The organism is Parabacteroides sp. AF17-28 (assembly GCF_003479205.1).
GTDB lineage: Bacteria > Bacteroidota > Bacteroidia > Bacteroidales > Tannerellaceae > Parabacteroides > Parabacteroides acidifaciens.
The window spans coordinates 125,369-143,372 of the sequence record NZ_QUGV01000002.1 but is presented as its reverse complement, the minus strand read 5'-3'; the positions used below and the strand labels follow the sequence as shown (position 1 = coordinate 143,372).

The following is an 18,004-nucleotide window of genomic DNA, read 5'->3' as shown; positions in this document are numbered from 1 at the left end:
TCCTGTTTATATATCTGAGTCGGTCTTATTCATGAATCGAAAAAATCGTTTGTATTCCTGTTTATCTGAAATATTAGGAAAGATATAGTTTATGATCTTCTTCTCATCGTTCGTTTGAATAAGAATGGGGGTTGGCATATATTTCAGTTCCTTTCTTATCAAATCATTATTGTCTGAATAGATGTATTCTTGATATTGATTACGTATTTGGTATTGAGTTGGATTTCCCATTGATGAAATGATTGGAACCGATTTGCGTCGATAGAATTTATCAATTCTTTTGACCAATTGGAATCCGGAATCAATACAACTACCACAATCATAAAAGTTAAAAAGGAAGATAATGTTTGCTTGTTTGTCTTCATTTTGGAGAATTGAATCTAAAGAATAGACGTGTTTCCCTAACAAATGGAAAACGTCTACCCATGCAGTGTCTTGTTCTTGCACATTTAAGGATTGCTGTCTTTTATGTGAGCAAGAGCAAAGCAAAAAAATAGTAATGAGAAGGATATAAGACTTGTTCATTGTTTCAATTTGTATTTTTCAATTGCACAGTCCTTGTCGCTATATATGGCATATAAATAATTGTCGGATACACAAATAGCCGTGTAGAATCTTCCTGGCAGTTCATAATAGCCAACCGGTTTCATATCTTCATTACTAACATCTACTTTTAACAGAGTGTTACATCGGTAATTGTTATTATCTCCTAAAGATGCACATAATAAATAGAGGAAGTTATTATGTATGTCCCCGTCTTCCATATAGACGTAATAAGATTTAGGTTCAACAGGCTGGCTCTCAATAAAAGATATGTTTGACTGTATAACCGGTATATGAGAGATATCTAAGTTTTTTATCCATTTGCCTGTTTTCGCATTGTAACTATCTATATAAGGATAGCATTCTGCTACGGTATAAAGTATTCCATTATTTAAGAATAAGTGTTTCTCGTTTTTCATGATAGTCCGTCTCTCATTTTCTTCTTTTACAACTTTTCCCTCATAGGCCCGTTTTTCGGTATCATGCCTGTTTATTTTCAGGTAGCAGGATGAGTCTGTAGGAAAAGTTGTATACAAAGCAGTGTTGTTGACAGCCATTCTTTTCTCATAAAATCTGACTGAAGAAAGACTACTGATTTGTTTGCCTTTCGTGTAAACCTTCAAAGTGTTGATCGAACCTTCATCGCAAATATACACCGTGTCCTGCCATACTGTAAAAGCGATAGGCATTACCAGATCTATTTCCGAATGAGGGGCTATACACTCTATTTGTTTGAAGTCTTCAGTTAAAGCGACTAAATCACCTCTCTTTTTATCCATTAAATATATACGCCCGTTCTCATATTCGGCATGGGTAATTTCAGTAAAGAATGTAGAGTCGGGGAATTCAGTCAGGCGTTCAACTAATTCATAATTCATGGTTTCTAATTCCATATCGCTTTTATGCGGATTGCAAGCCGCTAATCCGCATAAAAGTATAAAAGCTGCTTTTGCAAATACTTTTTTCATGATTAACATTTAGTTGTTTTGCCATTGCATTTGACCCAGCCTCCGCCACGAGTACATTCTGTTCCAGTACAAGAGACACTGCCCATTACTGTTCCTGCAAAGTTAAAACAATTGCTTGTTACTGTACAAGTATTACTACCCCCATCTCCTCTATCACCTGGTGTTGTTGGAGAAGTTGGATCATCACCTTCAGCAAAGACGTTTAAGTTTATTGCTGAGAATAGCATAACAGATAATAATAAAATCTTTTTCATAATATGATTGTTTGAATTACGGTCGTAATAGTACTATTTCTATTTAATATATGCAAATTATTTTTGTTGCTTTTTTGAAAAAGTTACATAATCTTCGGCCCTTGCAGTGAGATTCTGTGGATTTGATTTACTTGGGTTATGGTAATAATATAATTAAATTTAGGGCAATTGATTGGTCTTTAATGATATGGTTAAGATTGTTAAATATAAAACTAAATGATGACTTTTCTACGTTGTATTCTTCATCACCTCTCGGGATAGTTCATATATTCAAATAATGGACACCGGATAGATATGATGTCGTATACATCTCGCGCGTCAGTATCTCCTTGTGTTTTTATGGGAAGCGGCTTTCAATGTTCTCGTTGTGAGGCAGGCAAATGTAATCACCAAATGTCTCTGGTAAGTATAGTTAACTCGTTTATATTATACAAAGGTAATACAAAAGAGCCTAAAAAAAGAGGGAAGGTTATACAAAAAGAAAGCGTATCTCGTTATATTATCATACATTTGTAGAGAAGAAAAGATAAAACTATGGCAGTAAAGAAAGACAGAGTACTTTGGGCGGACGATGAGATAGATTTGTTGAAACCTCATATCCTTTTCCTGCAAGACAAGGGGTATGAAGTGGTTCCGGTGATCAGCGGGCAGGATGCTATTGAATGCTGCAAGGAGGAATCATTCGACATCATTTTCCTGGATGAGAATATGCCGGGTCTGACCGGGCTGGAAACACTGGCCCAGATCAAGGCGATCAATCCCGATCTCCCTGTCGTCATGGTTACCAAGAGCGAGGAAGAGAGCATTATGAACCAGGCTATCGGCAATAAGATCGCCGACTACCTGATCAAGCCTGTCAACCCGAACCAACTGCTTTTGTCTATCAAGAAGAATGTCCATAAGAATGTGATTATCTCTGAGACGACGACTGTCGGCTATCAGCAGGAGTTCGGCCGTATCGGCATGCAGATCAACGACTCGCTGACGACCGACGACTGGATGGAGGTCTATAAGAAACTCGTCTATTGGGAACTTGAGTTGGAAAGCAGCCAAGTACCGATGACCGATATGCTCCGGATGCAGAAACAGGAGGCGAACAATGCTTTCGGTAAATTTGTCAAGAAGAATTATGTGGACTGGATTCAGAATCCGGCCGAACGCCCGTTGATGAGCCCCGACCTGTTCAAGAAAAAGGTGTTCCCGATGCTCGACAACGACGAAAAGGTGTTCTTTATCCTGATCGATAACTTCCGCCTCGACCAGTGGCGTGAGGTGAAAGACCTGCTTGCCGAATATTTTACTTTCGACGAAAGCCTCTACTACAGTATCCTGCCGACTGCTACGCAGTATGCCCGCAACTCGATATTCTCCGGCCTGATGCCGCTACAGATCGAGAAAATGTTCCCCGAGCTTTGGGTGGACGAAGACAGCGAGGAAGGCAAGAACCTGAACGAAGCGCCGCTTATCCAGACGCAGATCGAACGGTTCCGCAAGAAATATACGTTCTCCTACCATAAGGTGCACGACTCGCAGTATAACGACAAGTTGCTGAATATCGTCCCTTCCCTCCTGAATAACCAGTTGAATGTGGTTGTCCTTAACTTTGTCGATATGCTTTCGCATGCCCGTACGGAAAACAAGATGATCCGCGAACTGGCCCAGAGCGAAGCGGCTTATCGCAGCTTGACGCGTTCCTGGTTCCAGCATTCCGGCACGTTGGAACTCTTCAAGCGTATAGCCGGGAAAGGCTACCGGGTTATTGTTACGACCGATCACGGGACGATACGTGTGGATAACCCCCTAAAGGTGATAGGAGACAAGAATACGAACACCAATCTCCGCTATAAGGTCGGCAAGAACCTGAATTACAATCCGAAGGAAGTGCTCGAAATCCGCTATCCGGACAAGGTCGGATTGCCCTCCCCGAACCTGAGCAGCAAGTATATATTTGCGATGAATAATGATTTCTTCGCCTATCCGAATAATTATAATTACTACGTTTCTTACTATAAGAATACGTTCCAGCATGGCGGCATTTCGATGGAAGAGATGCTGGTCCCTTTTATTACGATGATGCCAAAATAATTGACAATTGGCAGTTGACAATTGACAATTGTTTTAACTTTGTACCCAGAATTCAAAAAAGATTATGAGCGTAATTAAAATCGACAGTTTAGATACGATCCGCCAGGCCGCGAAAGCGTTTATCGCCGGGATGGACGACCGTACCGTTTTCGCTTTTCGCGGAAGCATGGGAGCAGGAAAGACTACCTTTATCAAAGCTATTTGCGAAGAATTGGGTGTGGAGGATGTGATCAACAGCCCGACGTTCGCCATCATCAACGAATATCGCAGCGATACGACCGGCGAGCTGATCTACCATTTTGACTTTTACCGCATCAATAAACTGAGCGAAGCGGAGGATATCGGCACGGAAGATTATTTCTACAGTGGCGCGCTCTGCTTTATCGAATGGCCGGAAAAGATTGAAGAACTCTTGCCGGGCGATGTAGTGGAAGTTGCCATTACGGAGAACCCCGACGGATCGCGTACCGTAGAAGTCAAGTAAGCGATGGAACCTACCGAATATTTTATCCTGATTCTCTTTATCGCATTGGGGGCTTTCTCCATTGTAGCCGCCATCCTGAACCTCGAATGGTATTTCCAGACCAGCGGAGCCATGACGTTTGTCCGCTGGCTGGGTCGCAAGGGTGCCCGTATCTTTTATGCCCTGTTAGGGTTGGGACTGATTGCTTGCGGGGTGGCAGGACTTGTCTTTTGGAGTTAAACTATCGCAAAGTCCAACTGTTTTCTTTCCAGGTTCGCCTGTGCCACTTTGACTGTGATGGAATCTCCCAAACGGTATATGCGTCTTGTTTTACGGCCTAACAGGCAGTAGTTTTTATCGTCGTACTCGTAGAAATCATCATCGAGGTCACGTATCGGGACAAGCCCTTCGCATTTATTGTCATTCAGTTCCACATACAAGCCCCATTCGGCTACGCCGGAAACCTTGCCGTCGAATACCTGCCCTAACTTATCTTTCATAAATTCCACCTGTTTGTACTTGATGGAAGCGCGTTCGGCACTGGATGCCAGGATTTCCATTTCGGAACAGTGTTTGCAGAGTTCTTCATACTTGCTTTTGATCACACTGCGCCCGCCCGCCAGATAACGTTCCAGTAAACGGTGTACCATCATATCCGGATAACGGCGGATCGGGGAGGTGAAGTGTGTATAATAGTCCATTGCCAATCCGTAATGCCCGACATTATCTGTCCCGTAAAAGGCTTTCTGCATGGAACGGATAGCTAATGTCTCCACCAGATTCTCTTCCGGTTTGCCCTGTACGGTCTCCAATAAGCGGTTGAAGCTCTTGGAAATGTCCGTTTTACTTCCTTCCGTACGTACCTTGTGACCGAATCGGCTGATGAATGCGGAGAAGTCTCTTAGCTTCTCAGGATCCGGCTGTTCGTGAACACGGTAGACGAATGTTTTCTTTGTCTTATTCTTGGTCTTTCCGACGAATTCGGCTACTGTACGGTTGGCCAGCAACATGAATTCTTCGATCAGCTTATTGGCTTCTTTTGACTCTTTGATATAAGTACCCAATGGTTTACCTGTCTCGTCGATATCGAATTTGACTTCGAACCGATCGAATGCGATAGCTCCGTCCTTGAAACGCTTTTCACGCAATTTTTGTGCCAGGCTGTTGAGTGCCAGGATTTCTTCTTTATAATCGCCTTCTCCTGTCTCGATCACTTCCTGCGCTTCTTCGTAGGCGAAACGGCGGTCGCTCTTGATGATCGTACGGGCGATATGGAATTGCTGGACTTCGGCGTTTTTATTTAATTCGAATATAGCCGAAAAACAGAGTTTTTCTTCGTCCGGACGGAGTGAACATATCTTGTTGCACAAGCGTTCGGGCAACATCGGGATGGTACGGTCTACCAGATAGATGGAGGTGGCCCGGTCATATGCTTCCCGGTCTATCAGGCTTTCCGGTCTGACGTAATAAGTGACGTCGGCAATATGTACGCCAACTTCCCAGTTGCCATTTTCCAGAAGACGTGCGGAAAGCGCATCGTCAAAGTCTTTGGCATCTTTCGGGTCGATGGTGAAAGTCGTGATATTACGGAAGTCTTCACGTTTGGCTATTTCCTCTTCGGGGATTGCTTCCGATATCTTATCCGCCGCTTTTTCCACATTGGCCGGATATTTGTATGGGAGGTCGAACTCTGCGAGGATTGCGTTCATCTCGGCATTGTTGTCACCGGCCGCACCTAAAATGTCTACCACTTCGCCCAGCGGGTTCTTGGCTTCTTCCGGCCATTCGGTGATACGGACAATCGCCTTATCGCCCGTCTTGCCGCCTTTCAGCTTGTCTTTGGGGATAAAGATATCGTTTGCCAATGTCTTGTCTTCGGTAATCAGGAAGGCAAAGCCTTTTGTCACTTGCAGCTTGCCGGTGATTGTCCGACGTTCGCTTTCCAGGATTTCAATCACTTCACCTTCCGGATCGGCGCCTTTTCTCTTTGCATGAAGCTGTATTTTTACCTTATCGCCGTTAAGCGCATGGGCGGAGTTGCGTTCTGCCACAAAGATAGGCGTTCCGCCGTCTTCGGGGATAAAAGAATTCTTTCCGTTCTGCCGGCGCATGAAAGTCCCGACGGCTGTTGTTCCCCAGTCGTTATAGCGGTAGCGTCCCCGGTCTATTTCGGAAATGAAGTTATCAGCGGAGAGATCATACAGGATGTCCACCACCTGCAATTTCTGCACTTGGTTAGTCACTCCTATCATACTGCTGATTTGTCGATAGTTGAAAGGTTCCTTGGGAGAAGACTTGAATACGTCGATGATGGCATTGATCATTGCCTCTTTTTTCATCCGTTTGTTATTGCTTTTGGAGCTGTTTTGCTTCTTCCCCTGTTTATTACTTTTCTTTTCAGATTTATTCTTAGTCATATTTTTATTTCAATGTTTTACAAAGTAAACAATAAATATTGAGAAGCTGTTTACATTTGTGATAAATTATGTCCGGAAGGCCTTAATTCCCGAAACTGTTGGCTGCTACTCCTTTAGCACCCGGTTTGCAACTGAAGACGCTGCCGCTCAACGGATACTTGCGGAGTTGTTCTTCGGACAGGCCGGCGCGAGCCGTTGTGATATAAAGCGTGTCCATCTTTTTACCTCCGAATGCGCAGGAGGCGACATTCGGGGCCGGAACGTTCACCTTGGCCAATAATTCTCCCGTATAAGGGTTATAACAGTAAACGCCATAGCCTCCCCATTGAGCCACCCAGAGGTGGTCCTGGCTGTCGATTGTCATTCCGTCCGGCGCCCCTGTCCCTTCCGGCAGATCGATCGCAATTCCGTCAAACAGGATATCGCCGTTGTCGGGATCATAGCGGTAGCGGGCTATTTTGCCGGTCGGCGTATCGTTGTAGTACATGAATCTCTTGTTTGCTGTCCAGACGATACCGTTTGAGATCGTTACTTTTTGCAGTTTGGTGCTGATTGTGCCGTCGGGTAAAACACAATACAAGGTTCCGGCTCCTTTCGGCGCGCCAAAACCCATTGTTCCGATCCATAGACGTCCTTCCGGGTCGCATTTCCCATCGTTGCAGCGTACTTTTCCGTCTTTGTCGGGTATCGGAGCGACGGATGTCGTCTGCCCGTCAGCCAGGTTTACCCGTACGATTTCGTTTTGCAGGGCGATGATAACTGTGCTGTCGCTTTCCGGTACGACAGTGGATATCATGCGGTCGAATTTCCACGAGTCGCATTTCTTTGTGTTCGGGTGATATTCGTATAACGTCTGACCTTCAATGTCTACCCAGAATAATGTCTGGCGGTAGGGGTCCCAGATCGATCCTTCTCCGGTAGTGGCTTCGGCCTTGTAGGCCAATTCAGCCGGAATGATTTCTACTTTAGGCGAACAAGATATTGCCGTGATTAAAATAGAGAATAAAGTCAGTATGTTAATAAGAAAATGCTTCATGATACAAAATGCCGGTTTTAGTTCGTGATAGAGATATTTGATGCAAATATATTAAATTAATCCTGATTACCAGACATATTTATATGTTTTATTGCATATTGTTGGATATGTTTCCGTTTTCCTTTAAATTAGAACCCAATTTGATTACCGGCTTCGATTGCTGTTAATGAACGGATTTTAAACAGAGATTGGGATGAGAGAATTGAATAAAAAAACAGCCGGTAAGGTGCTGCATCCGGAACGGATCATACAGTTCGGCGAAGGGAATTTCCTTCGTGCCTTTGCGGATTGGATTATCCAAAAGATGAATGAGAAGGTGGGGTTTAACAGTAGTGTGGTTGTTGTCCAGCCGATAGACCGGGGGATGGCCGATATGCTGAATGCGCAGGATTGCCTCTATCATGTCAATCTGCAAGGCTTGGATAAAGGAGAGAAGGTAAACAGCCTGACCCGGGTCGATGTGATCAGCCGTGCGTTGAATCCCTATACGGATTTTGCCGCTTTCATAAAATTAGCGGAACAGCCGGAAATGCGTTTTGTCATTTCCAATACGACGGAAGCGGGAATCACTTTCGATCCGGCTTGCAAACCGGAAGATGCGCCGGCTTCTTCTTATCCGGGAAAGCTGACCCAGTTACTCTACCATCGCTACAAGACATTTAACGGCGATAAAGACAAAGGGCTGATAATCTTCCCGTGCGAACTGATATTCCTGAACGGGCATAAGCTGAAAGAAACGATTTACCAATATATCGAACTGTGGGAATTGGGCGATGGCTTTAAAACATGGTTCACAGAATCCTGCGGGGTGTATGCGACACTGGTGGACCGCATCGTACCGGGATTCCCACGCAAGGAGATCGATGCGATCAAGGAAAAGTTACAGTATAACGATAACCTGGTTGTCCAGGCGGAGGTCTTCCATCTGTGGGTGATTGAAGCGCCCGGTTCGGTAGCGAAGGAGTTCCCGGCGGACAAGGCGGGGTTGAATGTCCTGTTTGTTCCGAGCGAAGAGCCTTATCACCAGCGGAAAGTGACTTTGCTGAATGGCCCCCATACGGTTTTGGCGCCTGTCACCTGGCTTTCCGGGGTGGATATCGTACGGGATGCTTGCCGGCACGAGGTATTGGGGAGATACATTCATAAAGTGATGTTTGAAGAATTGCTGGAAACGTTGGATCTGCCGAAAGAGGAACTGATGCAGTTCGGCCGCGACGTGATGGAACGTTTCAATAATCCGTTTGTCGATCATTCGGTTGTCTCGATCATGCTGAATTCATTTCCTAAATATGAAACGCGCGATTTACCGGGCCTGAAAGTCTATCTGGAGCGGAAAGGCGAGTTGCCGAAAGGGCTCGTTTTAGGTCTGGCTGCCATTATTACCTACTATAAGGGAGATGCACGTGCCGATGGTGTAAAAGCGGAGCCGGATGACTCTGTGGAAAACCTCAAGTTGTTACAGGAACTTTGGGCGACCGGTTCGACGCGGAAAGTGGCGGAAGGCGTATTGGCTGCCTCTTCCATTTGGGGTGAAGACCTGAACCGGATTCCGGGGCTGACGGAAATGCTGAAAGAGTTTCTGGATACCATTCAGGAAAAGGGAATGCTTACTGCCGTTAAAGAAATTTGCTGATGCGAACGTATATACAGATAAATCCGGCCGATAATGTGGCTGTGGCCGTCGAAGACCTGCATACCGGCATGTCGTTGGACATTAATGGAAAGACTGTTGTTGTGCGACAGGATATTCCGGCAGGTCATAAAGTAGCCTTGCAGGACTTTGAGGAAGGCGATTATATCGTTAAATACGGCGCTCCTATCGGGCATGCCCGGATGGCGATTGCTGCGGGTTGTTGGGTAAACGAGAAGAATATCAAAACCAATCTGGAAGGATTGCGTGAATATGAATTTAACCCGCAGCCCATCCCTGCACAACCTTCACGGGCTTCGCTCGCTTTTAAAGGCTATCGCCGCAAGAACGGGAATGTCGGTATCCGGAATGAGGTCTGGATCATTCCGACGGTCGGTTGTGTGAATGGCATTGCCCGCCGGCTGGCCGATGAGTTGCAGCGGGAGACACAAGGGGCGGGAGTCGATGCGATTGTCGCTTTTCCGCATAACTATGGTTGTTCCCAGTTGGGTGATGACCACGAGAATACCCGGAAGATATTGCGGGATATGGTGTTGCACCCGAACGCGGGGGCGGTTCTTGTTGTCGGTTTGGGATGTGAGAACAACCAGGTCGGCGCTTTCCGCAAGCTATTGGGAGAATACGATACGGAACGCATCCGCTTTATGGAAACGCAGAAAGTGGACGATGAATTAGAGGCGGGCATGGCGCTTTTGCGTGAGCTTTATGCAGTCGCTTCACAGGATGAGCGAACGGATGTCCCTTTAGGCGAATTGCGTGTGGGGTTGAAATGTGGCGGCTCGGATGGCTTTTCCGGCATTACGGCTAATCCGTTGCTGGGCGTCTTTTCCGATTATCTGGTGGCACAGGGAGGAACGAGTGTTCTGACGGAAGTGCCGGAGATGTTCGGAGCCGAAACGATCCTGATGAACCGGAGCGAATCGCGGGAAGTCTTTGAAAAGACTGTTCATTTGGTCAATGACTTCAAATCCTATTTCATAGAAAATAAACAACCCATTTACGAGAATCCTTCCCCGGGCAATAAGGCGGGAGGTATTTCTACACTGGAAGAGAAATCGCTGGGGTGTACGCAGAAAGCCGGGACTTCGGCTGTGCGCGATGTGATGCTCTATGGTGAACGGTTAGTAACAAAAGGTCTGAATTTGTTGAGTGCTCCTGGAAACGACCTGGTGGCCAGTACCGCTTTGGCAGCTTCCGGCTGCCATCTGGTACTGTTTACAACCGGAAGAGGAACGCCTTTCGGCACGTTTGTCCCGACAGTGAAGGTTTCGACTAACAGTAATTTGTATGCACGCAAGCCAAACTGGATCGATTTCAACGCCGGTTCCCTGTTGGAAGGCAAAGGCATGAAAGAACTTTGTGAAGAGTTTATCCGCTTTGTCATCGATGTCGCAAGCGGTTGTCCGACCAATAACGAAAAGAACGGTTACCGGGAGATCGCAATCTTCAAATCCGGGGTGACATTATAATTAATCGGGATAATTCGTTTATTGCCAAATATGAAACAATAAATGATGATTTAACGGGGTGTCGCTATGTTTGTATTACCGGACGCAGATTTCGCAGACGACGCAGATTTCGCAGATCATTTATTGTTTTTTTAAAATAAGTCTGCGTTCCTCTGCGTAATCTGCGCCCGTCTGCGTCCGGTAAATACGAGCAGACACACCGATAAATCAGCATTTACAGGTTCACTTTTTCTTATATCTTCTTCTCAATAACCGCCTGCACTACATTCAATACATAGTCGCCAAGCTTCTCTGCTTCGCCGATGATATCCATGTAGTAGACGCCATCCTGGTACTGGTATTTCTTGTTGTTGATGTCTTCCACGTTGTGGTTCTTCAACTGGTTGCGGTAGTTGTTGATTTCGTTCTCAATGTTGTAAGACGGGTTGACATCATCGCGGACGAGTTCTGTCTTTTTCAGGATCTCGATCATGCGGTACAAGGCCTTTTCCGTCAGTGCCAACATCTGGTCGACGTTATGGTTTTGCTCGTCCGTAAACGTCGATTTGAACTCGTTGCGGCGCTTGATACTTCGTGCCATATTGTTGCAGGAGTCGGCAATACTTTCTATCTCCGATACGGCACGCAGCATGATACGGATCTCTTCCTTACCTTCCGAACTCAGGCGGCCTTCAGCCACGCAGGTCAGATAGTTGGCAATCTCAATTTCCATCCGGTCGCTGATACTTTCGTATTTCTCGATGCGACTGTAGGTCTTCAGGAATGCTTCTTCATTCTTTTCGTAGAACAGTTCTTTTACCATGCCTAACATACGGCCTGTGCGTTCTGCAAAAAGAGTGATTTCCTTGTGTGCCTGCAGGATGGAAAGCTCGGCTGTAGACAACATACCGCCTGTAATATAACGTAAGCGGTATTCTTCTTCCTCCTCTTTCTTCCCTTTGATGAGAGCACGAACCGTCTTCTCGATCAGGTTGACGAACCAGATCATAATGAACGTATTGCTGATATTAAATGCCGTGTGGAATGCCGCCAACTTGAAGGAAACGGCTACTGCCGGATCGCTTATGCCCATGATATTTGTTACGAACCAGGAAACGGCATTTGTAAACGGATAGAACAGAACAAGCACCCAGCAAACGCCGAATATGTTGAATACCAAGTGTGCTAAAGCCGCTCGCCGGGCCTGTATATTTCCGGTCAACGCTGCCAGGTTGGCCGTGATGGTTGTTCCGATATTTTCGCCCAGTACCAGCGCCACACCTAATTGATAGTCGATCCAGCCGTTGGCACACATGATAAGCGTGATTGCCATTGTGGCGGCGGAAGCCTGCACAATCATGGTCAGGATCGCACCGATGAAAAGGAACAGGATGATGGAGATGAATCCCATATCGGTATAGTTCTGCACGAAAGCAAGCATATCGGGGTTGGCGCCAAGATCAGGTGCGTTGGCTTTCAACGACTGCAAACCCATAAAGAGGAATGCGAAACCGAAGATGAACTCGCCGACCGACTTACGGGAACTTTTACCGGAAAAGAGTAGAGGAATACCAAATGCTAATAGAGGGAGGGAAAAGGCTGCGATGTCGACTTTAAATCCGAGGGCGGAAATCAACCAGGCGGTTACGGTCGTACCGATATTGGCTCCCATAATGACCCCGATGGATTGGGTGAGGGTGAGCAACCCGGCGTTGACGAAACTGACCACCATGACTGTAGTGGCGGATGATGATTGGATCAGGGCCGTGATCAAAACGCCGGTTAAAACACCGGTTACCCTGTTAGTCGTCATGGCCGTCAGAATCTTGCGTAAACTGTCACCCGCAAATTTCTGCAGACCTTCGCTCATGATTTTCATACCGTACAGGAACAAGCCTAAAGAACCTATCAGGCGTAGAAAATCAAAAAATGAATAGTCCATTTAAAATACGTTTAAGTGGATGTATATCCGATTAATATTCCTAACTTTAGGGGGCAAATTTACAAATAATAACTGATATACCATGTCTGAAACGATTACAATTTATTGCAAAAATAACAATACCTATAAAGAGGTTCCCATTGGTTCTTCACTGTTAGACATATATGCGCTTGTAGGCGCTCCGCTCCGGTTGCGGCCGATGAATGCGCAAGTAAACAATAAAACGGAAGGTTTGAGCTTCCGTTGCTGGCATCCGAAAGATGTAGAATATGTCGATTATTCCCAACTGTCAGGAATGCGTACGTATGTCCGTTCCCTGTGCCATATCTTTTCCAAAGCGGTAAACGATGTGCTGCCTTCGGCGACGTTGAACCTGGAACATCCGATTTCAAAAGGTTACTACTGCGTCATTCACAATGGAAAGAATATCGATGAAGAAACGATCGGCAAGATCAAAAAACGGATGTGTGAGATTATCGACGCCGACTTGCCTTTCCGTTTGAAAACGATTCGTACGGCCGACGCGGCGGTCTTGTTCCGCGAAAGGGGCATGAACGACAAGGCGCGTCTGATCGAAAGCGCCGGTATGCCTTATACCTCTTATTATGATTTGGATGGTTACATCAATTATTTTTACGGTTGCCTGACGCCGTCTACCGGCTATGTGCGGCTTTTTGATCTGGTCCCTTATTTCGACGGCGTGTTGTTGCGTGTCCCGCAAAGGGGCAATCCGTTGGAGTTGGAACCTGTCATCCGCCAGGATAAGATGTTTCAGGTCTATAAGGAACACCTGACTTTGCAGCGTACGGTCGGGCTGGATAATGTTGGCGACCTGAACCGGGCAATCGAGAAAGGCCTGTCTTCCGAGATTGTCATGGTATCCGAAGCTATGCAGGAGAAGCAGGTTGCCAAGATCGCGGAAGAGATTGCTTCGCGCTACGACGACGGCATTCGCATCGTCTTGATTTCCGGCCCTTCCTCTTCCGGGAAGACAACCTTCTGCAAGCGTTTGGAAGTGCAGTTGATCACGAACCTGATTCATCCCGTCAGCCTCTCGTTAGACGATTATTTCCTGAATCGCGAAGATACGCCTAAGGATGAAACGGGCGAATATGATTTTGAATCCCTCTATGCGCTCGACCTGCCTTATTTCAACAGCGAGTTGCAGAAATTGCTTTCGGGTGAGGAGATAGACGTGCCGAGTTTTGACTTTGAAACCGGCCGTCGCGTGTATAAAGGAAAGAAATTGAAGATGCACCAGAATTCGATCCTGGTGATCGAGGGTATTCACGCCCTGAATCCGGAATTGACTTCTATGATCGAAGATTGCTATAAATACCGGGTTTATGTTTCGGTGCTGACCTCTATCTCGTTGGACAACCATAACTGGATTCCGACGACCGATAACCGCCTCCTGCGCCGTATTATCCGCGATTACCGTTTTCGTGGTTATTCCGCCCGCGATACGATTGCCCGCTGGCCCAGTGTGCGCCGGGGCGAAGATAAATGGATTTTCCCGTATCAGGAAAATGCGGATGCTATGTTCAACAGCGCCATGTTGTATGAACTGGCAGCTCTGCGGAAGTTTGCCGAACCGATTTTAGGCGAAGTGCGCGAATGCGATCCGGAAAATGCGGAGGCTTACCGCTTGCTCCGTTTCCTCCGCTACTTTAATTATATTCCTGATGTCGGCCTTCCGGGCACTTCCCTCTTGCGTGAGTTCTTAGGAGGAGGAAGTTTCCGTTACTGATATTTGTTTTTCGGCGGCGTCATTTATATTTATGACGCCATCGTGTATATTCCCGACGCCGTCGGATTTCTTTTCGACGGCGTCGGGAACAGATTTCCTTTGCACCGAAATTTATTGTACTTTTGTGCGCTCTAAATGAATGGATAATGGAAAAAGATTACTTCTCGCATATATTGCCGAACGGTTTACGTATCGTGCATCTTCCCTCTGCTTCTCCGGTGTCGTATTGCGGTTTTGCCGTGAATGCGGGAACGAGGGATGAGGAGGCGCATGAATTCGGATTGGCTCACTTTGTGGAGCACATGGTATTCAAAGGGACGGAAAAGCGGAAGTCCTGGCATATCCTGAACCGGGTGGAGAATGTGGGAGGAGAGTTGAACGCCTATACGACAAAGGAAGAAACATTCGTCTATTCCATCTTTATGGAAGAACACTTCCGCCGGGCTTTCGAACTGTTGGCCGATCTGGTGTTCCATTCCCAGTTTCCGGAACAGGAGATCGAGAAAGAGGTGGATGTCATCCTGGACGAGATCAACTCGTATGAGGACAGCCCTTCGGAACTTATCTTCGATGAATTCGAGAATTTATTGTTCGACGGCCATGCCTTAGGGCATAATATCTTAGGAGATGAACAATCGTTGCTGAGCTTCGACAGCGAGTCCGGCAAGTCGTTTATGAAACGTTTCTATGCGCCCGAAAACATGGTCTTTTTCTCGATGGGACGCATTCCGTTTAAAAAGATTGTGCAGATGGCGGAAAGCGCTTTGTCGGATGTCGCCTTCCCGATGGCGTCGCGTAACCGGGTTGCGCCTGCCGGGATTCTTCCTGTGACGCGACAGGTCCATAAAGATACGCATCAGGCGCATGTCCTGATAGGCGGTCGGGCATACAGCATGCACGACGAGAAACGGTTGCCGCTTTTCCTGCTCAATAACCTGTTGGGCGGTCCGGGAATGAATAACCGGTTGAATGTCTCCCTCCGGGAAAAGCACGGGTTGGTGTATAATGTGGAATCAAATGTAACTTCCTATACCGATACAGGTCTTGCAAGTATCTATTTCGGTACTGACCCGAAGAATAAGGAGAAAGCTGTCCGGTTGGTCCATAAGGAGCTGGCAAAGCTGCGTGATGTGAAACTGTCGGTCACCCAGTTGGCTGCCGCCAAGAAGCAGGTGATCGGCCAGTTAGGTGTCTCGGGTGACAACCGCGAAGGCTTGTTCTTGGGCTTGGGAAAGAGTTTCCTGCATTATAACCGTTACGATACCTTACCGGAAGTCTTCGCCAAAGTAGAACGCCTGACAGCAGAAGAAATACTGGAAGTCGCCAACGAGGTCTTCGCTCCGGAACGGTTGTTCGGTTTGATTTATCAATAATTACCAGCATTCCGCCTTGTCCTTTAACTCCGGTATCCTGTTCTTGTCGAACGTCGGGCTTTTGATGCCGCTACGTTTTTGTCCGATATAATCATGGAGCAGCAGGAATGCTTGTTTACTTAACAGCGAGATAGCGATGAGGTTGCAAATCGTCATCAGTGCCATTGTGATATCCGCCAGGCTCCAGGCAAGGTCGAGGCTTGCCAATGCACCGAACATCACCATTCCGCCGACCAGCAGGCGGTAGATGTATAAGACGCTTTTCTTAGGCGTGATAAACCGTATGTTCGCCTCCCCGTAATAGTAGTTTCCGATGATGCTGCTGAATGCGAACAGGAAAATGGCTACCGCTACGAATATGCCTCCGGCTTTCCCTATCTCGAGTGTCAGGGCGTGTTGCGTCAGTTGTACCCCGTTTACCGAGCCATCCAGCGGAGCTCCGCTGAAAAGGATGATGAAAGCCGTACAGGTACAAATCAACAGGGTATCGGTGAAAACGCCCAATGTCTGGATAAGCCCCTGTTTCACCGGATGCGTCACGGATGCTGTTGCCGCCACATTGGGAGCTGAACCCATACCGGCCTCATTGCTGAACAGTCCGCGTTTGATCCCCTGCATCAGAGCTGCGCCGACCGTACCGCCCAATGCCTGTTCCCATCCGAATGCGCTGCCGACAATCAGTTTGATGACACCCGGCAGCTCGGTAATATTGAAAAGGACAATGCCTAATGCCAATGCCACATATCCCAATGCCATTATCGGGACAATCACGCTGCTCACCTTGGCAATACGTTGGATTCCCCCGAAGATAATGGCGAGCGTCAACACGGTCAGGATTCCCCCGACGATGGCCGGATTGAAATCGAATGAACCTTGCAGGGCGGCACAAATCGTATTGCTCTGTACCGAATTGAAGGCGAAACCGAAAGTAATGGAAATGAGGATGGCAAACAAGACTCCCATCCAGTTCAGCCCTAACCCGTAACGCATATAATAGGCGGGTCCTCCGATAAAAGAGTCTTTTCCTTTCCGTTTATAAAGCTGTGCCAGTGTCGATTCGATAAAGGCGCTGGATGAACCCAACAGGGCGATAATCCACATCCAGAACACCGCTCCCGGTCCGCCTACGGCAATGGCAGTGGCTACTCCGGCAAGATTACCTGTCCCGACACGGCTGGCAAGTGACACGGCAAAAGCCTGGAAAGAGGAGATATGTTTCTCGCCCTCATGGGCTTTGTTGGCGGAGTCGCCGAGTACGCGAATCATCTCCCGGAACATACGGAATTGGACGAAACGGGTTTTGAAGGTGAACCAGAGGGCGCATCCCAATAACATAATAATCAGAATATACGACCATAAAATATCGTTCGCTCCGCTGATCCAGTTGTTTAGTATTTCCATTGAGGCAGTTTATTGTCTTGATAATTACGCGAATATTAGCGTACAAACCTAAAGAAAATATTCCGTATAGGCAAGAAGGATATCCGGATTAAGGATTAATAAGTATATGATAAATAAATAATTCCGTATCTTTGAGTGTTTATTAATAAGGTATTGAGTTATGAAAGCAATTGAACCGAGTCTGATCAAGGACAATTTTATAGAGATTATCGGAAAAGAGTGGATGCTGGTGAGTGCCGGCGACGAGGACAAGTTTAACATGATGACGGCGAGTTGGGGCGGCGCAGGCTTCCTGTGGAACAAACCGGTGGTGTTCGTCTTTATCCGTCCGGAGCGTTATACCCGCGAATTTGTCGATGCCAAAGGCGCTTTTACGCTCTCTTTCCTGGGTGAAGAACATAAGGCAGTCCATAAGATATGCGGATCGAAATCGGGTCGTGATATCGACAAGGTCGCAGCAACCGGCCTGACTCCGTATTTCACCGAATCCGGCAATCCCTGTTTCAAGGAAGCGCGCCTGACGCTCGAATGTAAGACTCTTTATGTCACGAAGATGGATAAAGATCATTTTGTCGACCCTGCCCTGTACGAGAAATGGTATAACGCAATGGCCGGCAATCCGCATTATGTATATGTTGCGGAGGTCGTAAATGCCTGGGAGATATAATCTCCA

Annotated in this window: 14 protein-coding genes; 8 read left to right on the top strand and 6 right to left on the bottom strand. The window is 46.8% G+C overall.

The window, feature by feature from the left end; genetic code table 11:
* Positions 1 to 521: 521 nt before the first annotated feature.
* Both DWW90_RS02000 and DWW90_RS20365 read right to left on the bottom strand, forming a co-directional pair.
* On the bottom strand, positions 522 to 1,511 hold the full coding sequence (locus DWW90_RS02000; protein ID WP_122343804.1) for a hypothetical protein: 990 nt from the start codon (positions 1,509 to 1,511) through the stop codon (positions 522 to 524).
* A 2-nt stretch (positions 1,512 to 1,513) separates the two neighbouring features.
* Complete coding sequence (locus tag DWW90_RS20365; protein WP_147382391.1) at positions 1,514 to 1,765, bottom strand: hypothetical protein; 252 nt, start codon at positions 1,763 to 1,765, stop codon at positions 1,514 to 1,516.
* Between the two features lie 534 nt (positions 1,766 to 2,299).
* Here DWW90_RS20365 and DWW90_RS01995 point away from each other — a divergent pair.
* From DWW90_RS01995 to DWW90_RS01985, 3 genes are all read left to right on the top strand, one after another.
* A complete protein-coding gene (locus DWW90_RS01995) occupies positions 2,300 to 3,850 on the top strand; it encodes a PglZ domain-containing protein (RefSeq protein ID WP_115500739.1) in 1,551 nt (516 codons plus the stop codon).
* Between the two features lie 64 nt (positions 3,851 to 3,914).
* Positions 3,915 to 4,334, top strand: a complete 420-nt coding sequence (gene tsaE, locus DWW90_RS01990; RefSeq protein ID WP_115500740.1) for a tRNA (adenosine(37)-N6)-threonylcarbamoyltransferase complex ATPase subunit type 1 TsaE — start codon at positions 3,915 to 3,917, stop codon at positions 4,332 to 4,334.
* Positions 4,335 to 4,337: 3 nt separating this feature from the next.
* Entirely contained in the window at positions 4,338 to 4,553 is a 216-nt protein-coding gene (locus DWW90_RS01985; RefSeq protein ID WP_122333263.1) for an immunity 17 family protein, read from the top strand.
* Here the strand turns inward: DWW90_RS01985 and rnr are convergent.
* Both rnr and DWW90_RS01975 read right to left on the bottom strand, forming a co-directional pair.
* The gene (gene rnr / locus DWW90_RS01980; RefSeq protein WP_122333262.1) at positions 4,550 to 6,730 is read right to left on the bottom strand and encodes a ribonuclease R; all 2,181 of its coding nucleotides are present in this window, start codon (positions 6,728 to 6,730) and stop codon (positions 4,550 to 4,552) included. The genes DWW90_RS01985 and rnr overlap by 4 nt on opposite strands.
* 82 nt (positions 6,731 to 6,812) lie before the next feature.
* A complete protein-coding gene (locus DWW90_RS01975; RefSeq protein ID WP_122343803.1) occupies positions 6,813 to 7,766 on the bottom strand; it encodes an SMP-30/gluconolactonase/LRE family protein in 954 nt (317 codons plus the stop codon).
* A 193-nt stretch (positions 7,767 to 7,959) separates the two neighbouring features.
* Here DWW90_RS01975 and DWW90_RS01970 point away from each other — a divergent pair, with 193 nt between their 5' ends.
* Together DWW90_RS01970 and DWW90_RS01965 are read left to right on the top strand one after the other, a co-directional pair.
* Positions 7,960 to 9,399, top strand: a complete 1,440-nt coding sequence (locus DWW90_RS01970; RefSeq protein WP_122343802.1) for a tagaturonate reductase — start codon at positions 7,960 to 7,962, stop codon at positions 9,397 to 9,399.
* Positions 9,399 to 10,886 carry a UxaA family hydrolase gene (locus DWW90_RS01965; protein ID WP_122343801.1) on the top strand — a complete coding sequence of 496 codons (1,488 nt, stop codon included), beginning with the start codon at positions 9,399 to 9,401 and terminating at the stop codon, positions 10,884 to 10,886. Before DWW90_RS01970 ends, DWW90_RS01965 begins: the two co-directional genes overlap by 1 nt.
* A gap of 232 nt (positions 10,887 to 11,118) precedes the next feature.
* Here DWW90_RS01965 and DWW90_RS01960 read toward each other — a convergent pair whose 3' ends face one another.
* Positions 11,119 to 12,807 (bottom strand): Na/Pi cotransporter family protein, encoded by a 1,689-nt coding sequence (locus DWW90_RS01960; RefSeq protein WP_122343800.1) that lies wholly within the window; start codon positions 12,805 to 12,807, stop codon positions 11,119 to 11,121.
* An 82-nt stretch (positions 12,808 to 12,889) separates the two neighbouring features.
* Here DWW90_RS01960 and DWW90_RS01955 point away from each other — a divergent pair, with 82 nt between their 5' ends.
* Both DWW90_RS01955 and DWW90_RS01950 read left to right on the top strand, forming a co-directional pair.
* Entirely contained in the window at positions 12,890 to 14,557 is a 1,668-nt protein-coding gene (locus DWW90_RS01955; RefSeq protein WP_122343799.1) for a nucleoside kinase, read from the top strand.
* A 146-nt stretch (positions 14,558 to 14,703) separates the two neighbouring features.
* Positions 14,704 to 15,930, top strand: coding sequence for a pitrilysin family protein (locus tag DWW90_RS01950; protein WP_122343798.1), 1,227 nt, complete (start codon positions 14,704 to 14,706; stop codon positions 15,928 to 15,930).
* On the opposite strand, the gene DWW90_RS01945 is transcribed toward DWW90_RS01950, so the two are convergent.
* Positions 15,931 to 17,331: a sodium:alanine symporter family protein gene (locus tag DWW90_RS01945; protein WP_122343797.1), complete on the bottom strand. Its 1,401-nt coding sequence runs from the start codon at positions 17,329 to 17,331 to the stop codon at positions 15,931 to 15,933.
* 160 nt (positions 17,332 to 17,491) lie between these two features.
* Between DWW90_RS01945 and DWW90_RS01940 the strand changes: the two genes are divergently transcribed.
* Entirely contained in the window at positions 17,492 to 17,998 is a 507-nt protein-coding gene (locus DWW90_RS01940; RefSeq protein ID WP_122343796.1) for a flavin reductase family protein, read from the top strand.
* Positions 17,999 to 18,004 lie beyond the last annotated feature (6 nt).